The 19,631-nt window shown below is 50.6% G+C and carries 17 protein-coding genes; 9 read left to right on the top strand and 8 right to left on the bottom strand.

Annotated features, from left to right (window positions below):
• The 5 genes from YWC_RS0124575 to YWC_RS0124600 all read right to left on the bottom strand — a co-directional run bounded on the left by YWC_RS0124575 (position 1) and on the right by YWC_RS0124600 (position 6,663).
• Positions 1 to 984, bottom strand: a complete 984-nt coding sequence (locus YWC_RS0124575) for a caspase family protein (protein ID WP_036215926.1) — start codon at positions 982 to 984, stop codon at positions 1 to 3.
• Positions 985 to 993: 9 nt separating this feature from the next.
• Positions 994 to 1,374 carry a TIR domain-containing protein gene (locus YWC_RS0124580; RefSeq protein WP_027867758.1) on the bottom strand — a complete coding sequence of 127 codons (381 nt, stop codon included), beginning with the start codon at positions 1,372 to 1,374 and terminating at the stop codon, positions 994 to 996.
• 27 nt (positions 1,375 to 1,401) lie between these two features.
• A complete protein-coding gene (locus YWC_RS32400) occupies positions 1,402 to 1,896 on the bottom strand; it encodes a toll/interleukin-1 receptor domain-containing protein (protein ID WP_084416582.1) in 495 nt (164 codons plus the stop codon).
• A gap of 760 nt (positions 1,897 to 2,656) precedes the next feature.
• On the bottom strand, positions 2,657 to 3,691 hold the full coding sequence (locus YWC_RS33110) for a hypothetical protein (RefSeq protein WP_156923880.1): 1,035 nt from the start codon (positions 3,689 to 3,691) through the stop codon (positions 2,657 to 2,659).
• 1,088 nt (positions 3,692 to 4,779) lie between these two features.
• Complete coding sequence (locus tag YWC_RS0124600) at positions 4,780 to 6,663, bottom strand: hybrid sensor histidine kinase/response regulator (protein WP_169728156.1); 1,884 nt, start codon at positions 6,661 to 6,663, stop codon at positions 4,780 to 4,782.
• 442 nt (positions 6,664 to 7,105) lie between these two features.
• Between YWC_RS0124600 and YWC_RS33115 the strand changes: the two genes are divergently transcribed.
• The 9 genes from YWC_RS33115 to YWC_RS32420 all read left to right on the top strand — a co-directional run bounded on the left by YWC_RS33115 (position 7,106) and on the right by YWC_RS32420 (position 17,644).
• Positions 7,106 to 7,618: a hypothetical protein gene (locus YWC_RS33115; RefSeq protein ID WP_156923881.1), complete on the top strand. Its 513-nt coding sequence runs from the start codon at positions 7,106 to 7,108 to the stop codon at positions 7,616 to 7,618.
• 466 nt (positions 7,619 to 8,084) lie between these two features.
• Positions 8,085 to 8,834, top strand: coding sequence for an abortive infection family protein (locus YWC_RS0124605; protein ID WP_307177116.1), 750 nt, complete (start codon positions 8,085 to 8,087; stop codon positions 8,832 to 8,834).
• Between the two features lie 345 nt (positions 8,835 to 9,179).
• Positions 9,180 to 9,740, top strand: a complete 561-nt coding sequence (locus tag YWC_RS0124610; protein ID WP_027867762.1) for a nucleotidyltransferase domain-containing protein — start codon at positions 9,180 to 9,182, stop codon at positions 9,738 to 9,740.
• Complete coding sequence (locus YWC_RS0124615) at positions 9,733 to 10,191, top strand: hypothetical protein (RefSeq protein WP_027867763.1); 459 nt, start codon at positions 9,733 to 9,735, stop codon at positions 10,189 to 10,191. Before YWC_RS0124610 ends, YWC_RS0124615 begins: the two co-directional genes overlap by 8 nt.
• A gap of 314 nt (positions 10,192 to 10,505) precedes the next feature.
• Entirely contained in the window at positions 10,506 to 11,090 is a 585-nt protein-coding gene (locus YWC_RS32405; RefSeq protein WP_084416583.1) for an AbiV family abortive infection protein, read from the top strand.
• A 993-nt stretch (positions 11,091 to 12,083) separates the two neighbouring features.
• Positions 12,084 to 13,169 (top strand): tyrosine-type recombinase/integrase, encoded by a 1,086-nt coding sequence (locus YWC_RS0124620; protein WP_027867764.1) that lies wholly within the window; start codon positions 12,084 to 12,086, stop codon positions 13,167 to 13,169.
• Positions 13,170 to 13,696: 527 nt separating this feature from the next.
• Entirely contained in the window at positions 13,697 to 14,710 is a 1,014-nt protein-coding gene (locus tag YWC_RS33120) for a hypothetical protein (RefSeq protein ID WP_156923882.1), read from the top strand.
• A 691-nt stretch (positions 14,711 to 15,401) separates the two neighbouring features.
• Positions 15,402 to 16,034: a MobC domain-containing protein gene (locus tag YWC_RS33125; RefSeq protein WP_156923883.1), complete on the top strand. Its 633-nt coding sequence runs from the start codon at positions 15,402 to 15,404 to the stop codon at positions 16,032 to 16,034.
• 437 nt (positions 16,035 to 16,471) lie between these two features.
• Positions 16,472 to 17,644 carry a DNA sulfur modification protein DndB gene (locus YWC_RS32420; RefSeq protein ID WP_084416587.1) on the top strand — a complete coding sequence of 391 codons (1,173 nt, stop codon included), beginning with the start codon at positions 16,472 to 16,474 and terminating at the stop codon, positions 17,642 to 17,644.
• A 90-nt stretch (positions 17,645 to 17,734) separates the two neighbouring features.
• Here YWC_RS32420 and YWC_RS32425 read toward each other — a convergent pair whose 3' ends face one another.
• From YWC_RS32425 to YWC_RS33130, 3 genes are read right to left on the bottom strand one after another with little or no spacing between them, the layout of a single operon-like run.
• On the bottom strand, positions 17,735 to 18,199 hold the full coding sequence (locus YWC_RS32425; protein ID WP_084416588.1) for a protein-export chaperone SecB: 465 nt from the start codon (positions 18,197 to 18,199) through the stop codon (positions 17,735 to 17,737).
• A complete protein-coding gene (locus YWC_RS32430; RefSeq protein WP_084416589.1) occupies positions 18,199 to 18,825 on the bottom strand; it encodes a type II toxin-antitoxin system MqsA family antitoxin in 627 nt (208 codons plus the stop codon). The genes YWC_RS32425 and YWC_RS32430 overlap by 1 nt, the downstream gene beginning before the upstream one ends.
• A gap of 11 nt (positions 18,826 to 18,836) precedes the next feature.
• Entirely contained in the window at positions 18,837 to 19,247 is a 411-nt protein-coding gene (locus YWC_RS33130; RefSeq protein ID WP_156923884.1) for a hypothetical protein, read from the bottom strand.
• Between the last annotated feature and the right edge of the window lie 384 nt (positions 19,248 to 19,631).

Raw genomic sequence — 19,631 nt, forward strand, 5'->3', positions numbered from 1 at the left:
CTAAATGAGTTTTTTGTGCACTAGTCGATGGTAGTGCTGACCCAGAGCAGTCAGCTCACAACTGCGACTCTCCATTGCAGCATTCCACATATGGTCGACACCGACTGGAACCACCAGGCCATGCCGAGTGAATTTTTGTAAAAGGGAGAACATCTCAGTATGCTCAGCAATTGGACCCGGCATGCCTTCGTCGCGGCCTTTCATTTCGGGCTCATATGTTGGGTCAAGAGCGAAGCGGCTCTTTGGCTCAGGGAAAAATGCAGTAATGCGCAAGAGCTGTTCAATATTTAATTTAGGCTTGACCGAGCGGAACGAGAAAAATCGCTTGATGTTTGTCTTAAAAACTGGACGCTGCTCCCAGTCACCGAGGCTCTGGTCGATATGTGCGTATACAGCGCCCGGGGTGATACGCCCGATTAAATCTGATGCGGCGCCTTCTAAGGCATCGACAAAGAGATGGGTAAACAAGCCTCCGCTGCCAGTCTCGCTAGCATATTGGTCTGCAGTTGACGCGGTAAGCAACGTCATCCCTTCGCTGATTAACGAAGTATCGGGCTTTAAAGAATCAGCCCCTGCAGCTCCAGAGAAGCAACTATCTAAGACAATTATTTTATTGCGTGCCTTACATTTATGAGCCAGATTCAAAACCGCTGACAAGGCGAGACCATCACTGCCAGCCTCAGAGTCGCTCGGGATTAGATAGGCGTCCGAGGCATCAGCATAACCATGACCAGCGAAATAGAACAACACTGCTTCGCCATCATAATTAAAGAGTTCTTCTACAGATTTTCTCAAGCTCTTGCAGGAAAGCGCTGAGTCCTTACTGCTCGCTGTTTTTACCAGGCAGTCAAAGTTCTTGGCATTTCCATACTCATCACGGCTAAGCACGCGGTCGACATTAATGGCATCGTTGACGCAGCCTGCTAACTTCGACTGATGTTCGTAATAATCAATGCCAACAATAAGTGCGCGCCGCTGTCTCACTGTCACTCCTCAGCCAATTTGGCTCTTGAGATTATCCCAAGTCCAGCTATGCATAGTGGCGAACCAGCCTGCCCCTTCAGGCAGCACACATTGCCTGTCGCGATACGCCCCGATAAAAATCAACCGCTTCCCGGATTCCTTCGCGATTTTAACCTCTTCCGTAACGCCTATTGCTCGATTCGTGTATTGGCCGCAAAGGACAAGGACGATATCTACATTATTCATTCGCCTACGGACCTTCTCCTTCCAGTCTCCTGTCAAGTGCTCTTTGACGGATGCGTCGACGAAATCAAACGGACTATCTGGAAGCTTTGCCTGGCCAGCGAGCATATGCTTCGCACCACTGTCGTGGTCGTAATCAAAACTAATAAAAACACGTTTCCTTGGCATCCCATTCCCCGTATATCTTTAATTATTTTAGCGGCCCAAGTCGGAACGCAATTTCCGGTAAAATTCGCTGGTTGTAGTTCGCATGGACTGATTAAACGATTCCGTCGTATAATTCTTTCGTACAATTGTCGCTCGCGACCGGCCGGCCATCTGCTTTACTGCATTGGCGTATTTATCCAATTCCAGTATTGATTTAATATAAGGCCACTTCTGGAGAAACTCCGGAAGCGCAACGTTACCACTTGCAAAAGTTGCGAGTGGAAAGTCCTTTTCAGTTGCAATGCCGATTTCCCACGGCACCCATTGGGAATTAGCGGTGTAAGGCGACACAACTGCGAGCAAACTGTCGCAGTTGTCCATCTCTCTACGAACATGCTCCGCGAGTTCGGGACCTTGGTGCGTTCCAATCATCGGGTCGACGACATCAAGATAGGTCGATATACCATGCTGATAATTTAGATGTCGTGCGATTTCTCCGGCCTTCAAAGCGTCTGCCTGCTGGTGCGAGATAAAGACTTTCATACGAAAGGGAACCAAAAGTTAAGGGTAGGCAATTTTAGCACTGTGCATGGCGCCTACCTATTTTTTTCGTGGCCTGCGGCTACATGCCCAACAGAAACATCGACTTCTTCGACTTTCCATAGTAGCAACACCAAGAATAGGTAAGGTGGAATGCACTTAGCATCATGTCAGTCGCCGATGTGCAGGGCTAACAAAAGTAGCTACACGAGGCTTCGACAATTGTGGAGACGTTTCATGCAGACTTACCTTATTACTCCATGCGGCGAAGCCACCCTAATTTCTGCGGCGCCTAGAACTCGCGCTGAGGCAACTACGCTCATCTTGCAGCACGCGTCTCGGCCAATCGCGCTTGGAGCCTTCCGCATCGTCGCAATCGATGAGTTCGAGCTCTCGCTGGATGAGTCCTGCCAGGCAGAAGTTTTCAGCGTTGGACTGCGATGCTATGAAGGGGGAAGATGGGGCCTGGTTGAAGCATCAGCTGCCGCCATTCGTCAGGCTGGCGATTTTCCCCCATGACGGTCGATGTGCAACTTTGGCTCAAGGCGCTCAGGGACTGCTGGCCAGAGAGCAATGCTGAGTTCTCCTGCACGCTCGAGCAAGTCGACGACTTCCATGTAATACAGTTTTTCGATGGCGCGCGCCTGCTATCGTCAGTCACCTGGAATGGACCAGACGACGATATCGCCTATCGAATGCCAGACACGCTTGAGCTTCCTGAGCATCGATGGGGCGATGCCATACTAGCGGACATCACCCAGCTCTACGAAGTCGTGCGAGCCTTGAACTTGCTCTCTTTTCGAAAGTAAAGATGGTCCAAAGTCTCGAGATGGAGGACAAGCGTGTCCCCATCCGACGTCATTTCGCCATAGGCATACCATTGGATGGTCTCATCGGGGCCCAGATTCGCTAGGTCTGCAAGAGTCCTGGCGTGTGCCCGCGGAGGAGTCTTCGAATCGTAGGCCTCACCGCGGTAGTGCACCTCGACAGGCCGTGGACCGGCCTTTTTTGCTTCGATATCCTTCAGCATGGCTTGAGACTCCGAACGTAGTACGAAGCCCGTCGAGGTAACTTTGCCTACGCCATTCTTCGAATGGAAGATGCGTTTGTCTGACTTGGAACGCTCATAGTGGGCACTCCAAAACGCGCTCTCGTACGTCAAGCCCTTTTGGTCAAACAACTGCAAGGGATAGCTACTCGCGGTCTCCTTAAGAAGCTTGCCAAGCGCAACTTTATCAAGATTTCGCTTTTTTCCCTCGTCGAAGCACCACTTACTAATCTTGTTTTTCGACTCAACTATGACTTCCAGGACACTGGAGGTAAAGGTTGCAGACCCATATTCCTCTCCAGCACGATGCCGGCGTACTCGTATCTCTTCGTCACCAAGGACTGCGCCGTCACCTCCAGCGGGAGCTGCCACAATGCGCGGTTTTGGCCTGGCTACAAACTTCTCTGGGAAGCGAAAATCTTGGTCTGGAATTCGCTTACCTAACTTGCCGCTCGCTGGCTCTGCAACCACATCAAGGGGCGTCCCGTCGCACATGCCCTTATGACCATCATTTCTAGTCACAAAAAAATGCGGGGCTTTACCTATCTTGCCGTCGGTGTAGATGTTTCGCGCAAAGTAGGTACACAGGCAGAAAGCACACCTGAAGCCTGAAATTACTGACCCGGTGCGGAGATACTCGTCGCGGCAGTGAGATGCGGTTACTTCTTCGTTATCTGAATTCAGGGCGATATACGGCATACAGGCAGCAGTAAAAGGATGTGACCATTCTTGCACAAACTGGTTCCACAATGCAACTTTCTACGGTGCTGAGCTGGCAATAATTCATTGCGGTGATAGTTTCAGAAAGCAAAACGTGCGCAGGTCACACATGAGGTGCGATAGCCTAGCGGCTCTCCAGTCTGCTGAGTGACAAGATAGACCTCCGATGAAACTAGCATTGGCCTTACTTTTGACTATTCCCGCGACTACAGGCGCTCTTGCGCAGACGCTTAAATCGGTACCACGTGAGTTTCAGGGCGAATGGAACATGGAGCGTTCTGCCTGCGGTAACGCTCTGAACGACTCGGTGCTGCAGCTGCGGAGTAACAAAATCTCCTACTACGAGAGCTCAGGCCCAGTGCGTGCAGTTGTTAAACGTGGCCGTGAGCTGGCACTTATAGCAGAGCTATCTGGAGAAGGAGAGACCCGTGTGCATGCAGCTCAGTTCCGCCTGTCACGTGACGGCCGAACCCTCACGGATGAGTTGAGTACGCCGCCACTTTTACGTTACCGTTGCCCAGCGCAGCGCCGCTAGCGAGAGGAGCTTTCCCTCCAACATAACCGGAGATTGAGGCGACCTCTTCATCTTGGCCTATCTTAGGCCTCTGCCCCAGCCAGCGCGGTCTGTTCTTTCATCCACTTCTCGAGCAGCTTCCGAAACGCACGTGCCATGGGTTCGTCCTCGCTGAAGTACATACCTGGAGCGGAGTCTTAAAAACGGTACTCACGCAGCTCGTTCCAGCCTTCAACATCGAGGGCAGGTAGCTGGCACGTTGTAGTATTATTAAGACGTGTCGTCGGTTAGAGCTAGCTCCCTTGAGCAACCGGTGAGCAACCGGTCCAACCTTTAGTGACGACTAGTAAGCTATCGCATCGATATCGGTCATCGCACATAAAGCGACTGGATACATTAGACAGGGGGTTGAACGCCAAATTTGTCGTTCCCCACTGCAACTTATCCGTTTCCAGACTGCGGCGATTTCACATGGAAATGCGCCGTAAGTGCTCAGATATGGGTGCTTAGAGCGGGTTAGCACCCAAATATGCACTGAGCAGTAGAGAGCTTAAATTGTCGCGCTGCTCACGTGGAAGGTAGGAGTTTACCGGTTGTATCTACGCTAGAGATTCGCTGCGCCCATCCAATCGAGCACGTCATTTAGCATGACAGGCTTCACTAGGAACCTGTCGAAGCCGGCGTCACTCGCATTCTGCCTATCGTCTTCCTGACCATATCCTGTTAGCGCAATGAATGTTGAGAGCTCAGTCGCTGGATGAGCGCGAAGGCGACGAGCTAGCTCGTACCCATCCATACCTGGCAGCCCGATATCGAGGAAAAGAATCGCAGGCGATACTTCGCGTGCAAGCTTCAACGCTTCTTCTGGACTATGAGCGACGAAGACGTCGTGACCGATTGCTTCAAGTAGCAGATGCAACGTTTCAGCGGCGTCCTTGTTATCGTCAACGACTAGCACTGTCGTTCCTGCAGTGCCTGGCCGGACGCAGTTTTCTCTACTCGGGCCGCTCGGTATCTCACTGCTTAAGACGCGAGGAAGCCAGACAGTAAATCGGCTGCCTTGCTCAGGCCCATCGCTATGCGCAGCGACTCTGCCGCCCTGCATTTCGACTAAGCTTTTCACAAGTGCTAAACCAAGTCCCAGTCCACCTTGAGCGCGGTCTGACGACCTCTCTGCTTGGGTGAACAGGGTGAAGATATCAGGTAGCAAACTCGGTGCAATGCCAATCCCGTTGTCTCCTATGACTACCTGTACGTGCTCACTGTCGGCGATAACGTGCAACACGATTTGTCCATGTTGGGGCGTGTACTTCGCTGCATTGTTAAGAATGTTCGAGAAGGCCTGAATCAGACGAGTACGGTCTCCCCTCACCAACAAATCAACATTCGGTAGTTGCACAACAAGCTCATGCTCCTTCGCTTCAACGAGCGGGCGAACCTGCTCGACAGCTACCTCCAGCACACTGCCGAGACTGAGCGTCTCAAGCTGCAACGTGACCAAGCCTCGTGTCACACGAGACACGTCCAGCAAGTCATCCACTAACTCAGTCATGTGCTCAACTTGACGAGTTATGACCTCGCTACTCCTGCGAACAAGCGCTTCATTCTTAGGGCTGATTCTGAGCAACGCGGATGCACTAGCAATGGGCGCAAGTGGATTACGCAGCTCGTGTGCCAGCATAGCCAGGAACTCGTCCTTTCGACGGTTGGCGGCTCGTAGCTCACTCTCGCTCTTCTGCAGAGCTTGGTGAACCTTTACCGAGTCTGTAACGTCACTTCCTTCGACGAAAATACCAGTGATGTTCCCACGATAGTCATACGTTGGCTGGTAGATGAAGTTTACGAAACGCTCCTCAAGCACACCTTGAGGCTGCCGCTGCAACCTCACTGGTACTTCGTTGCCAAAATACGGCCGACCAGTCGCATACACTTCGTCTAGTAGTTCAAAGAATCCCTGGCCACTAAGCTCAGGAAGAGCCTCGCGTATTGCTTTACCGATAGGGTCTCGATGGCCAACGAGTCGCAGATAGGCCTCATTTGCAATGTCGAAGACGTGAGTCGGTCCTCGCAGGACAGCAATGATGCCTGGGGCTTGTTGGAACAGCTGCCGCAGACGGGTGAGCTCTTGAGCACGATGCTGCTCCGCCAGCACTTGCCCGGTCGTCTCAGTGCAGGCACAAAACATACCCCCTACTTGGCCATCTTCGTCACGTACTGGAGAGTAAGAGAAAGTAAACCAAGTTTTTTCATCGTGCCCGTTGCGGTTCATCGAGAACGGCAAGTTTTCGTAATAGACGGCGTGTCCTTCCAGAGCCTGCTCAATGATTGGCAAAATGTCAGTCCAAATCTCAGACCAGATTTCCTGAAACCGGCCACCCAGCGCTGAGGGATGCTTGTTCCCGAGGATATGCGCGTAGGCATCGTTGTAGAGAAAGCCCAGCTCTGCTCCCCAAGCAATAAACATGGGAAATTTTGAGTTCAGCATCATACTGACGACAGCGCGCAGCGACTGTGGCCAAGACTCCGGGCCGCCGAGAGGCGAATTTGACCAGTCGTGGTCTCGCATCATGGCTCCCATATCCCCGCCGTTCGCCAGGAATGTATGTGCCGGAACTATAGGCAACCCCATGCTATCGGTACCTTTGACAAAACTGTGAATTTAGACCGAGAAGTATAGAGGAATACCGTTCTACTCATACGGCCGTGCCCAAGAATTTGCGAAATTTGAGGCGGGCGCTAGCTAGCCCAATCATGCGCGGATAGTCCCTGCTGGTCTGAGTCGAGATTGGGCCGAGTCGTGTCGTGCGGCTGAAGTCCTCAGCCACTAGATGAGATTCGGAGCCGGCCGAGCCTACTGTGGACAGTGTTCAGCATGCTTGCTAGAAAACGAACAGGCGACGCTGCCACATATAACTCGTGTGGCTACATAAGTGAGCCGTTCCTACCTCAAGAGCAGACACAGGTTACGGTATCCGCAAAAAAATCGTCCAACAAAAATTCTAGGTATAAAAATGCAATCTTCTCAAGAACATGAAACGGTCCTCGACACGACGTCTTTCAAGGCGATACCTGAAAAGGCTGTGGTGCAAGATGCGTTGCTGAAAAACTCACAGGGCTACCTGGCTGCGTGCAAGCTGTTACAGCCCTGCTTCCCAATGCCTGCCTTCTCCGCAGCATATGAGGGTTTCTCCCAACTTTGTCATGCTCTATATGAGCATTACGACGTACAAGTGGGAACTGATAGCGCGATGCAGGTTGTTTGCAGGGAACTTGGAATGAACGACTCTGACAGGTCTTTTGTTCGTACGATGCAGGAGCGGCGCAGCCAAACATCCTATCAATACCCAGATTCGTCGGCCCTTGTTTATGGAACTGAAACGTTAATACGCCTGATTGAGACATACGTTCCGGTAGCGCGCGACATTCTAAAACTATCAAGATAGCGCGACGTCACGGCTCCTGGCCGACTCAGCGGCTGAGTACTTGTGTAACCGTGAAGGACGGCTCAGGCGGGACTCGGCCGGGCCAGGTCAATCTCGACATCTTAACTAAAAGCCAAAGCTGTACACAAACACTCTGATTACGCGTAAACAAACTTGACTTCCCTCGGCTAAGCAAAGCACTACAAGATAAGGGCAGCAAGCTGACCCTTAGGCCGGCGATATCAATACTAGAGCTGTACGCCGCCGAGCAAACTCTCTGCGTGCTGTGAGAACGAGTTCTCCGCCGAACTAGACAGCAGCGAACAGTAGCGTCTAAGCTCTCCGGTAACACGTGCGACATTTCAGCCCGCAGCTGAAGAACACGACCATACGCGAGAACGAACCCATGACAGCTCCCTTAACAGACGCAACAATCGCTGCACTAGCTCAACTCGTAGACGACTCGAAACCTGGTGATGAGCGTAGAGTGCCCAGTCACTCCGATATCGAGTTCTTCGTCCAACGAAACAGCTTGACGCCTGGAGACCCTAAGGCGCAAGGCCAAACGGTCGGAAAAGCTAAACGGGTTCGCGCCATCCTCTACTGGGCCATAGACAATAACGTCAGTAGCGGGTCTAAATTTGTCTCGGAGCTTATTGCGAAGGTGAAGACAAGCGGCGGCTTCCGAGAGCAATCTCCGAACTATGTGGGACAAGAAGCGATTCATAACGCGGTTGCTGCGTTCGATGCCGAGGGCTTCACCTTATCTTCTGATGGTGACCTACGGGCTAAAGTCCTCGAGAGCTTGTCCGGAAGAGAACTCACGAAGGCCTTGATGGCGTACGCGCGTCGGGCTCAGAAGGGAGTGGAAGACGCGGCCCTTTTGTCAGGAACTGGTAAAGACCTGCTGGAGGCAACAGCAGCCCACATCATCCAAAGCCGGTGGGGACAGTATCCAACCAATGTCAACTTTCAGGCTCTGCTAGGCCAGGCCTACATGGCAATCGGGCTGACGGTACCTGAGCAGCAGCCGGCGCCGGGAGAACCACCGACCAAAGCACTGGAACGCTCAATGTTCCAAGCAGCATGCGCGGTGAACAAGCTTCGCAACAAGGAAGGTACAGGTCACGGCCGCCCGTGGCTCCCGACGCTAACAAAGACTGAAGCTATTGCGGCCATCGAATTGGTCGGTACCATTGCCGGGTTCATGTTAGGTAAATTTCAGGAGAATTGTTAGTGGTGTTGGCCGAGAGGACACTGTTCTACGGCGGCCGCTCGGACCGTTGCTTCGGCGCCCAAAATCACCGGAACGCCTTATACCGTGGACCGAAGCGTTGGCTAGCAACTTCGGTTGCGACCACATCATCTTGAACTCTTGTCATCATTACGTTCTTAGCGGCCGATACGTCGCCCCCAAGATGCTAAGCCTAGTATTGGTTCACTGTACAGAACCACTAACGTAGTACTTGCTCAATCTCTGACGTGTGAAACTGGCAATACCTGCACTAAGATTTTGCGGCAACGGAACCAAATGTGATACGATTGGAACTAAATTGGTTCCAATTTGTGAAAGGATTCTTGCATGGGAATCGCTGACTTCATGTTCGGCCCTAAGCAGCAGCAACTGCTAACTACTCTGCTTCTCCACCCTGACCAGGCGTACTCGTTTAATGACCTGCTACGTAAGTCAGGTGCCGGCCGTGGCTCAGGACAGCGCGAGCTCAACCGATTGATTGACGCTGGCGTAGCCAAGGATGAACGTGTCAGCAACCTACGCCAGGTAAGCATCAACCCTGACTTCCCCCTTTACGAGGAACTCCGTTCCATATGCTTCAAGACTTTCGGGTTGAAGGAGCGATTGAGCGACGCGCTCCTCCCTGTCGCGGATACGGTATCGTTAGCATTCATCTTTGGCTCTGTCGCGAACAAGACAGACCACGCTAACAGTGATATCGATTTGCTACTTGTCAGCGATACCGATGGGCTAGTGTTGAACGGAATTTTTGCGAAAGTGGAACAAGAGCTATCTCGCCCGATTCATCTTCTACAGTACGGGATTGAAGAGTGGGAGACCGCAAAACAACAGCCTTTCTTGCAGAAGATATTAGAGGGAAACAAGATTATGGTGATTTCCAATGATTGAACGTCCGGACGAATTTATCAATCTGCTGAAGAATCGAACGTTCAAAGAAGCAGACCGCGACGAGGCTGAACTGCAGCAGTATTTGGCCGTCGCCATGAGCACACTTAAAGATTCGAAAAATGCGAGCATCAATGCACATAGCCGCTACATGCTCGCTTATGAGGGTCTGCACAGCTTAGCGACAGCGACCCTACTTCACTTTTCTGTACGTCCTGGTGATGTGCCTGGACATCGCTCTACAGCGTTCAGTAAGTTCTGTGACGTGCTTGAACTGGACTTGGCAATGCGCAAGGTCGTAATGGACGCACACGACCGTAGAAATGAGAAGACTTATCGCTCGCCCATTCCGCCGCTGACCCACAAGGAGGCCGAAGCTTTAATCACGGTGCTTGAGTTTACGCTTCCGAAAACTACTGCTTTGATTGCATCTGCTGCATCGAAGTCTGAATAGACACAATCTCGGGCGAAGAGCTTTTCGCCTGCGGTAGTATAGCTTCGGCTGAGATGATTCAAACGAACTGAAATACTATCGTTCCAACAGCTGCAGCCTCGTACCCACTCTGCTCAAGAATGTCGAAATTTTCATCCGTCATTTGCATTAGCCTCGTCGGAAAAGATGAAGCAACCGCAACCTGCTCCTTGGTTGTCCAAGGGCCGTCAAGACAGGTGATGTCAAACTGCTTGGCAAACTCATGAGCGGCTGACCTATACGTACGTAAGCAATGTTACCTGGCACAATGTGTTTGACACAGTTGGTAGGCGCAAATGACTATTAAATCTATGGCAAATGAAGAGTTGGATTTATCCGTTTTGTATGAAGGTAGGTTGCGAGCACTCGAGAGCGCTACTACCCTACACGCCGACGCGGCTTTGCTGTTGGCAAGAAATCGATATTCAACTTCGTTCTTTATTGCAAATATAGCAACTGAAGAGCTAGGGAAATATGCACTGATGGTAAATGCGTCGTGCCTTCTTGCACAAGGCGAAATTAAATGGAGCGTATTTTGGAAGAACTTCCGGTCTCATAAAGCGAAGACACACGCTTTGCTAATTTTGGAAAGTCTGCACGATTTTGTCTGTGGAATCGCTTCTGAGTTTCCAGAGCGTTCATTGCATAAAGATTATGCCAATCTACAAGATGATGTGAAAATGAAGTCGCTCTACTGTGACTTCAGTATAGGCAAGGGTTTTATAGCACCGACAAGTATCATTAAAAAAGAGATTTGTGAAATTGCAAACGATTTGTTGACAGAACGTTTGCATATGGTCACTTCGTTCGAGCAGCAAATTGCGTCAAATTTTACTGTAGAGAAGATGCGCAGCATTAGTCTGAAGGCTTTAAAATATTAGGGCGTTAAGCACAATGGTTTCTCTGAATAATTTACAAAATATCTAACTATAGCAAGGCTAAGCATAGTGCCTACGACTCTAATCCATTTGGATAGATATTCATAGATTACAGCTTTGCCCCTGGGAGCCGCATGCGTCAGGGGTGCCTTTTTCAAAAGTTTGGCAATTCCGGATGGGAAACAACTCAAGTTGAGGCGCACCGGCAACCAATTCTGACCTTTTGAAGGCAACCAATACCAACCTCAGCCGCATAATTAAGGAGGGCTTTGTCTCAAACCGGTCATGGCTTCAACAAGGCGTTTCTCACTGTTTCGCCAACGCGCTTCACCGGCGCCGAAATGCCTTAACCGTTTCCTCAGCGACATAGCTATTTTAGCCTGCAAGAGAGATTCTCAAGGGCGCGTATAAATGCTGACGCTACACGGGCTGTTGAGTCGGGCATTCGTCTGATTACGACGTGCTACGTAGGCCGACAGATGACAAAATACTTAGATATTGATGAGCTAGCAACACTGCTGGGAAGAAGCAGTCGCAGCATCAAACGCGACATGGCACGAAATCCGAGTGCAGTGCCGCCAAAAATGCATGTTCCCGGGTCTGCTCTGCTACGCTGGAGAGCTCATGAAGTGGAGAATTGGATAGTCGAGACCGGCTGGACTTCGAGGGCGCCCTGTGGATAACTTGAAAAACCGAAAAACGGCCTGCAGAGCGTGGCGTAAGACCAACGCGTTTGTGTTACCGTATGAAGGTCGTAAAGCAACACCAAACCAAACCAAAGGCAACACCAGCCCCGCTCACGCGGGGCGCCGGTAACGCAACAGGGTGGGGGTGCCGATTCTGATTTGTAATCATCAGGTGGCGGGTTCGAGTCCTGCAGTCGGCACCAGAAATTAGCAGTGAAAACAATGGCTTACGTTCAGAGAACGTAAGCCATTTGTCTTTGTGATCCGCAAAAAGTACACTTTCGGTACACTCAGCAATTACAGAGGCTTCATGGCAACCATCGTTCCTACCCCTTCCGGCACCTACAAAGCGCTTGTGCGCATGAAGGGGTGGCCTACTACTTCCAAGACTTTCCGACTCAAACGCGATGCGGTTGACTGGGCCCGCAGGACTGAGGATGAGATGGTTCGTGGAGTCTACATCTCACGTAGCGGGTCCGAGCGCATGACCGCCCAGGAAGCGCTCCAACGCTATCTAGCGGAAGTCACGCCAACGAAGAAGCCGACCACCCAACGTAGCGAAAACATCACTGCAGGGCACCTTACAGCGTTTCTGGGGAAGTATTCCATGGCAGCGTTAAGCAGCGAGCTGGTTGCCTCCTACCGCGACCATCGCTTAGCCGCTGGTAAGTCAAACAACACCGTACGCATTGAGCTGGCAATGCTCAGCAACCTCTTCACCGTCGCTATCCAGGAATGGGGGCTTGGCCTATCCCACAATCCTGTGTCTGCGATTCGCAAACCGAGTCCTGGAAAAGGTCGAGACCGCCGCTTGAACACGGATGAAGAGAGGCGTCTGCTTAACGCCGTTGAGCAGCACAGCAATCCAATGCTGAGCTGGGTGGTCCAGATAGCGATCGAGACGGGGATGCGTCAGTCCGAGATCTTGAATCTCCGCGTCTCAGATGTCGATCTGCGCAGCCGCGTAGTCCGCTTGTCAGATACAAAAAACGACTCTGCCCGCACAGTACCCTTAACGGCAAGTGCGACAGCAACCCTCAAGAAAGCACTCGCAAATCCCCTCAGGCCACAAGACACTGCTCTGGTGTTCTTTGGCGAGCCAGGTAAGGACGGGGCACGGCGGCCATACCAGTTTGCAAAAATCTGGAGCGATATAAAAGCCGATTTGGGCATCGTCGACCTGCACTTTCACGACTTACGCCACGAAGCAGTCAGCCGTCTAGTTGAAGGCGGTTTGAGCGACCAGGAAGTCGCCGCGATTAGCGGGCATAAGTCGATGCAGATGCTCCGACGATACACGCATCTACGAGCCGAGGATCTGGTAGCCAAGCTCGACGCCATAAAGACCCTCACACCGGCTCAACGACCCACAACACACGCAAACGAAGAACCATAAAGCTTCTTCGCCAAATATACTTTACTTGCCGTAACATTTACGGTAACTTACGCATATAGTGTGGATGGGATTAAGTTTCCCCGTCGTCTAACATATCTGCAGTAACCTGGCCGGGCTTATGTCCTTGCCGTACCCAAATTTCTAGTCGTTCCTGACTGTCGCACTAAGGCTTCGCATTGCATATCGGTTGTCATACCGACGAATCAGTGCGAACGCCGTCTTCACTCACCTCGCCCTACACAACAACTCTGCTCTTACTGCAGAGTGCTTCTGCTCGGGCACTTTAGGAACACGAAAATGGAAATGGAACAAGTCCTGCTGAGTAAATATGGTCCTTTACTCACTCTGTGCCAGTTGGCAGAACTTCTTGATCGCAGTCCACAAGGATTACGAATCTCACTAAACAGCAACACTCCCCTCTCGCGGTTTTTGAAACCTAGACGCCTCAAAATCGGCCGGCGCGTATATTTCCGCAGCAACCACATTGCCGAACTTCTGAACGGCCAAATGCCAGCGGAGCAATAGGAATGGGCCGTCAAAGAACCGTAAACGATGCAGAGTTTTGGCGTTCGCCACGAGTTGCCGATCGCACGCAAGAAGACAAAGCCACTTTGCTTTATCTGCTCACATCACCGTACTCAAACATCATTGGCGTCTACCAGATCGTCCCACGTATCGCCGCGGCCGAGATGGGCTGGACAGCCGACCAACTAGTTACAATTCTGAAACGCTTAGTTGAATCAAAACTAATCTTGTATGACACTAAATCAGGATTCGTCTGGGTAAAGATCTGGTGGGACCATAACTCGGCGAAGATGGCTGTTGCCACTACTCTACGGTCGAACACTTTAAAACAAATTGACACTATCCCCATCGATTGGCGCGACAAGTACCTGGAAGATTTCCTTCCTAGGCTTCCACCAAAAGAAAACAAGCCTGGACAAGCGGACTCCAATCTACGGAAGCAGTTTGAAGACGCTCTAGCATCGCACGGATATAGGGTAACCATACCCTATCGGCAGGGTATCGATAGCCCGGCCGGTAACACTAACTCTAACATTAACTCTATATCTAACACTAACACTAACCCCGAGCCCCCGACCACAAGCAATCTAATTTGGGACTTTCCTAACCTAGAGGCTAGCGCATTGTCGACGCTCCAACAGGTGATCCTCCAGCTCCCGCCTGAAATCCAGCAAGATGCTCTAGATGAAATTTCGGCAAAGATGAAAGCCGGTACCGTTCGCAGTCCCATCGGGCTTGCTCGATACTTCGCGTCTCACCCTTCCAGTTTTTCTCTAACGGAGGGACACACCGCGCGATTAGACCGCGAGAAGCGAGCACAAGTCAAAGCAGAGCTCAGGGCACAAGCACAGCGTCATGTGGATGAACTCTCTCAACTAGACGGAAACTTGATGGAGCTCAGTGAAGAACAATTGCTTAAGGCCCATCAGAATCTTCCGGAAGGAATCGTCCGTCGTTTGCTTAACAGGCGTGCTCAACTAACTTCCACGGTTAGTGACGATAACGAAGAGGGCTAACCTGCCAGGCATCACTAGCTGCTTGAGGCTGCGCACTGCTGGCTCAGCTTTACTTCCGCATTTCGCGTATGCGCGGAGGTGAAGCTCCACACGTAACGATGCAGGAGAGCTGAATACTTCATAAGAGACATCACGACGGTGCACAGCTAACAAATTCTTTACCGTGAAATATGAAAAGACTGACGAACCAGAGACCTATTTCTGAGGCCGAGCGCCAGTGGATGGATGAACAAGGTGATTATGGTAGGCGTTGTTTTGCATACTCTAGCGACATGGCGCCTAAGAACAACGTCTTTTCCCTTGCGCATTATCGAGATACTACGATCACAATTTGTTTGCCTCCCCTAAACTTAGATAATCAAGCAGATGATTAGTCGACAGGAAAAGCGGCGGAATCAGGTTCACGCCATGCGGGCCAACTTTGCGCTTGAAGGCATATATCCAGATGCTCAAGATCTAGCTATGCAGGAAGCCTACATCATGGGTCATGCGTCAATTTTTGACATGTTAGAACATGCTAGAGCATTCGCTGCCCGCCATAGTCAACCCGCTGTCTCTTCAAGCGAACCGTACTAAGGCACGTTTGCAGAGGTTCTTGGTATTACCAAGAACTGTAGAGACTAGCGCAGGATAGGCTTTCGCCACCACTTGTAATACAAATGGACGAAAGCGAACGGTAGCCATCATTGTCATGAAGAGAGTTTATTGTTATGGAAGAGCATGGGAAATCAGCGACTGCAAAAAAAAACGAGTCGTAACGAGCTTTGAAATCGGGCAGCTAAAGGAGCCGTGGGATGAGTACTGCAAGGCGAATGGCGTAAGTTCGGGCGAAGCACTTTGCCGGGTAATCCAGAAGCTCACAGGGGCTGACAAGCTGAAACTTCCTGAGTCCTCCACCCGAAGCGAAGCGAAAGTGACCAAGCCAGCTGATGCGTTTACGACGCACGAGGGTATCGAAAAAAAACGTCATCGAATTTATCTGTCGCTAACGGCATCTGAGCTTAAAGCAGTCGAGACACGCGCTAGGGCTGATGGCTTCGATAAGTCCACCGCATGGACTGTTGCACTGATTCGAGCAAGTTTGACGGGCCAGCCACAGTTCGGCACTCAGGAAATCGATATTCTTGGGGAGTCAAATCGCCAGCTGCTCTTGATTGGTCGCAACTTAAATCAGGTTGCACGCGCCTTGAATTCCACACGAGGAAAGTCGGTGGACCAGTACGATACGGAGTTTGTGGAAGCTTTAGCCAAGAGCGTCAAGATACATGTGAAGAAGGTCGGCAACGCACTGCGCGCCGCGGCATACCGCTGGACCTTAGAGTAGCTCTTGTCGGTTTCTCAACTAGTGTCTTCGCTGAGGCGCTACGCAACGGTAGACATGTGCGCGCTGTCGAGTTCGCATAGTCGTGTAGAGACGTAGATCCGAGGGGTAAATGCAGCCAAGTTCACAGCCGAGGTTGCCATGTGGCTAGCACACGTCTCCGCAGAGTAGCGGTGGACAGTGGGTTGCCGCACGATGAGCTTCATGTACATCCCACCCTACTCGAGTTACGTTAGCCTACGATCCATAGTCAATCTTCGTAACTCGAGAAAAAATAAGGTCAACTCGAGTTGACGCATGGTCGAGTTAGGTACATAATAAAAACGCTCCCTTAAGCCTGAAGACTTAAGGGAGCGCTGGCACAGGCGAACCTATGCGTCTAGGAACCGACATGGTAAGCCATTGAGCCAGACCTTTCAACCTAAGTAAGAAGGTTTAACATGTCTAAATTGACTCCGACCAACGGGCACCTCATCATGGGCACGCCGCTTGACGACCATCGTTTCCTTGGACGCTTGATGGCAGCACAACTTTTTCAGATCGCACCTGACCCCCGTCATAGCGAAAACAAGAAGAAGTTGGATACTTCCAAGGAGCTACAGGATATGCTCAGTGTCCGCGAGGAAGTACAGCGAATGTTCGAAGGAGCTAAACGCAAAAATGTGCCTGCTTATGCAGACTATATTGTTGAGCTGAAAAACGGTGCAGATGGCATTACCCCACCGATTACTTTGTACGTCGAGCAAAAGCTAGAAATGGAGGAGCGCGAGGATGGGTCTTATTTGATCCAGATTCCGTGGGATCAAAAGCTTGTTGCAATCGATGGGGAGACCCAGCTTGCAGCACGTCATGAAGCTGCAAATATTGATCCCGAAACAAAACAATTGTTCGTCCCTGTTTACATTTGTCATGGCCGTGATAAGGCGTGGGCACGCCAGGCATTCCATGATCTGAATACGCTTGGGGTTCGTCCTAACGCAGCGGTAAGTTTAGGTATGGATGCGCGCGATCCTATTACCAGGGTGACACGCGAATTGGAGAGGCAAGTACCCTTCCTGCGAGATCGAGTGAATAAGGTGCGTCGTCAGTTACGCTCAACAGACCCGCATATTCTTACCATTACTTCCTTGCGAAACGCTTGTGTCACATTCGCAAAAGGAATTAACGGCGTCCAGTACGGCAGTCGTCCAGTCCCGCTTAACGAGTCGGACCTACCGAAGATCGAAAAGGCTGCCGTGGAGTGGTTTAGTGCTGTTACTGATTCTATTGGTCCCGCACTTGAAGACCGAGAAAATAAATTGGCGGGAGCACCTGCCGTGTTCGCAGCTATTGGAGCATTGGGCTCTGGCTTGCATCAAATCGATGACGATGATACACGCAGAGCTAACGCAAAAGCGTTAGCTCTCGAGTTGAAACGAATTGACTGGACACGTAGCTCTAAATGGGCAGGTATCGCAGGAAAGATTAGCCCAAAGGGAGTACTTTCGGTTGGCGGAGCAAAAGAAACCGCTTACGCTGTGTATTCGGCTTTAGCTGACGAAATGAGCCCAGCCTATAACACAATTCGTCCGACGCTGGCGGCGAAAGTTCATTTGGATGATTCAGCCGCGTAACATATGACATGGAAGAGACCTTTTGGTCTCTTCCAAAAAAGAGCTTCTAAGACAACTAATTCGTTATTTGACTGAATTAAAACTTCTCATTTACTGCTTTGCCATCAGTGACGGGCGATTGTCTTCAAAATTCACAGCCGGCAAAAGTAACGGGCCAGATGTCGACCGCGAAGTTACATTTAATGTCATTTCGCGAATTGCGCCATAAAGTATGGTGGCGCCATTGACGACAATTAGATCTTTTCGCTTTTCGAACTCAGTATCTTTTGGCAACCATTTGAACAAGCCAGAAACGGCAACATTCAATTTGTATGGGGCTATTTTTCCTTCAGTATTTTCTATTCGCAGTCTTACCGAAACTAGCATCGAACTTCCGATAGTCGCCTCAGACTCATCGTCATCGTCATAGTCAGCATGTCCGACTTCGCATTGAAGACGAACATTTTGAAAATCAAAGTCAATTGCCGGAATAGGATTCCCATGCTCATCTCTAGCGCACTCAATCGAAATCTCTTCGAAAGCAATGCCTTTTGGCTGAAGTGGCGAAACCTTCATTATGCGTATTCCGGCATAGTCAAAAATTCTTGGTTAGAAGCTTTCATTCCATTCATAGCCCAAGTTCCATAGCTTGCCCAAGAGCGTTTTGTAGCTTCTTTCGCTGCACTTATCGCTACTGCGATTTCTCTTCCATTGGCGGCGCCAGCCGGGATGAACTCTACGCAAATGTTACTTTGAACCTCATCTTTTTCAGTAACTACCGGGTCGATCTTAACTCCATGCCGGAGTGCTAACTTGGCTGCTACTCCAGGGAGCTCTCTCGAAGCCCACAGTAGGTTCTCCATTGCATCCGAAGGAGGAGTCTCGTCATTTTCATACTTGCAAAACGCTACAGGACCGCCACCGAAAAGCTTCCCCGCTGCTTCTTGAGTAATACGGAGCTGTTTGCGAATAGCTGCAATTTCCGCACCCGTAAGCTTTCCCTGTGCAAATCTCTCCGCAGCACGCATTGCCCTCGCGTTTAATTTGAGATCTTCAGTCGTAGCAATATCTAATCCACACGCATCGCACCAATGTGACCGATGCATCACCTCGACAATTGACGTGCCAAATTCTTGTTGCAGTTTTTTAACTTCAAGCGTGAGGTGGCCTTCCTCGCAAACTGGGCAGATATTATTTTTCATAAAGCACCATATCAGTAGATTGACTCATGCATTGATGCGATGAGGAGCATTTTGCCAGAAGCTGTTTTGCACATCTTGATATATAGCTTGTTCTCAACTTTTTCAAATTCATTTATCTGTCGGACGACTTCGAGACAATATGCGTCACACGGATACCAGCGTGCGGCTTCGCTCACTCGCACTCCTTCCCGCTGACTCGCCATGCACCAAGCCGAATTTAGGTAATGTTTATCAGACAACAGCTCCACGAACTCAGCGATGTCTGCTTTCTCTAAGCAGAGTTTCTGTAAGTCTCGAGAGCAATCAGTTGTAATGATATTGATAGCGTGGTCGTTACCTTCGCTAAACTGCCGTCCCAGTTGCTTGATTTCGTCCAAATTCCATACTTTTGAAGAAATCCTCCTTGAAGCAATGTCTGCCAAGTTTTCGCCGTTGACCGGAGGAGGCCATGGGAGATGAGGGAGGACACGAACGAACGCGTTCGCATGGCCCTGAGGTCGCAAATTTACCATAGTGGTAGTTTTTCGCAAGCGGTGTTACACATTGTTGTGGCCGCCGCTCGTTGATTCGGGGCACCAAATATACCTTTGATGATGCATCATTGTCACGCATAGGATGGAGTACAGCCTCTACTACTAACTGTTGCAGGTCAGCAACAAGTTCAGCTACATAAGTGAACGTAGATGCCAACGAAGGGCAGCAGCTACACGATCGACCTAGGCACGTGCTAGTTCTGCTCAAAGTACTAATTCAGTACATCGCTCAGTTCTTGGGGGCTCCGCGAGATTTCGCTAACTTACTGATCC

The sequence above is a fragment of the Massilia alkalitolerans DSM 17462 genome (genome assembly GCF_000427785.1).
Lineage (GTDB): Bacteria > Pseudomonadota > Gammaproteobacteria > Burkholderiales > Burkholderiaceae_D > Telluria > Telluria alkalitolerans.

Coding starts and splice junctions, on each gene's coding strand:
- YWC_RS0124580 (WP_027867758.1), bottom strand. CDS start 1,374: ATGCCAAGGAAACGTGTTTTTATTAGTTTTGATTACGACCACGACAGT.
- YWC_RS33120 (WP_156923882.1), top strand. CDS start 13,697: ATGGGCCGTCAAAGAACCGTAAACGATGCAGAGTTTTGGCGTTCGCCA.
- YWC_RS0124610 (WP_027867762.1), top strand. CDS start 9,180: ATGGGAATCGCTGACTTCATGTTCGGCCCTAAGCAGCAGCAACTGCTA.
- YWC_RS33125 (WP_156923883.1), top strand. CDS start 15,402: ATGAAGAGAGTTTATTGTTATGGAAGAGCATGGGAAATCAGCGACTGC.
- YWC_RS32405 (WP_084416583.1), top strand. CDS start 10,506: ATGACTATTAAATCTATGGCAAATGAAGAGTTGGATTTATCCGTTTTG.
- YWC_RS32420 (WP_084416587.1), top strand. CDS start 16,472: ATGTCTAAATTGACTCCGACCAACGGGCACCTCATCATGGGCACGCCG.
- YWC_RS32425 (WP_084416588.1), bottom strand. CDS start 18,199: ATGAAGGTTTCGCCACTTCAGCCAAAAGGCATTGCTTTCGAAGAGATT.
- YWC_RS0124615 (WP_027867763.1), top strand. CDS start 9,733: ATGATTGAACGTCCGGACGAATTTATCAATCTGCTGAAGAATCGAACG.
- YWC_RS0124600 (WP_169728156.1), bottom strand. CDS start 6,663: ATGATGCTGAACTCAAAATTTCCCATGTTTATTGCTTGGGGAGCAGAG.
- YWC_RS0124620 (WP_027867764.1), top strand. CDS start 12,084: ATGGCAACCATCGTTCCTACCCCTTCCGGCACCTACAAAGCGCTTGTG.
- YWC_RS32430 (WP_084416589.1), bottom strand. CDS start 18,825: ATGAAAAATAATATCTGCCCAGTTTGCGAGGAAGGCCACCTCACGCTT.
- YWC_RS32400 (WP_084416582.1), bottom strand. CDS start 1,896: ATGAAAGTCTTTATCTCGCACCAGCAGGCAGACGCTTTGAAGGCCGGA.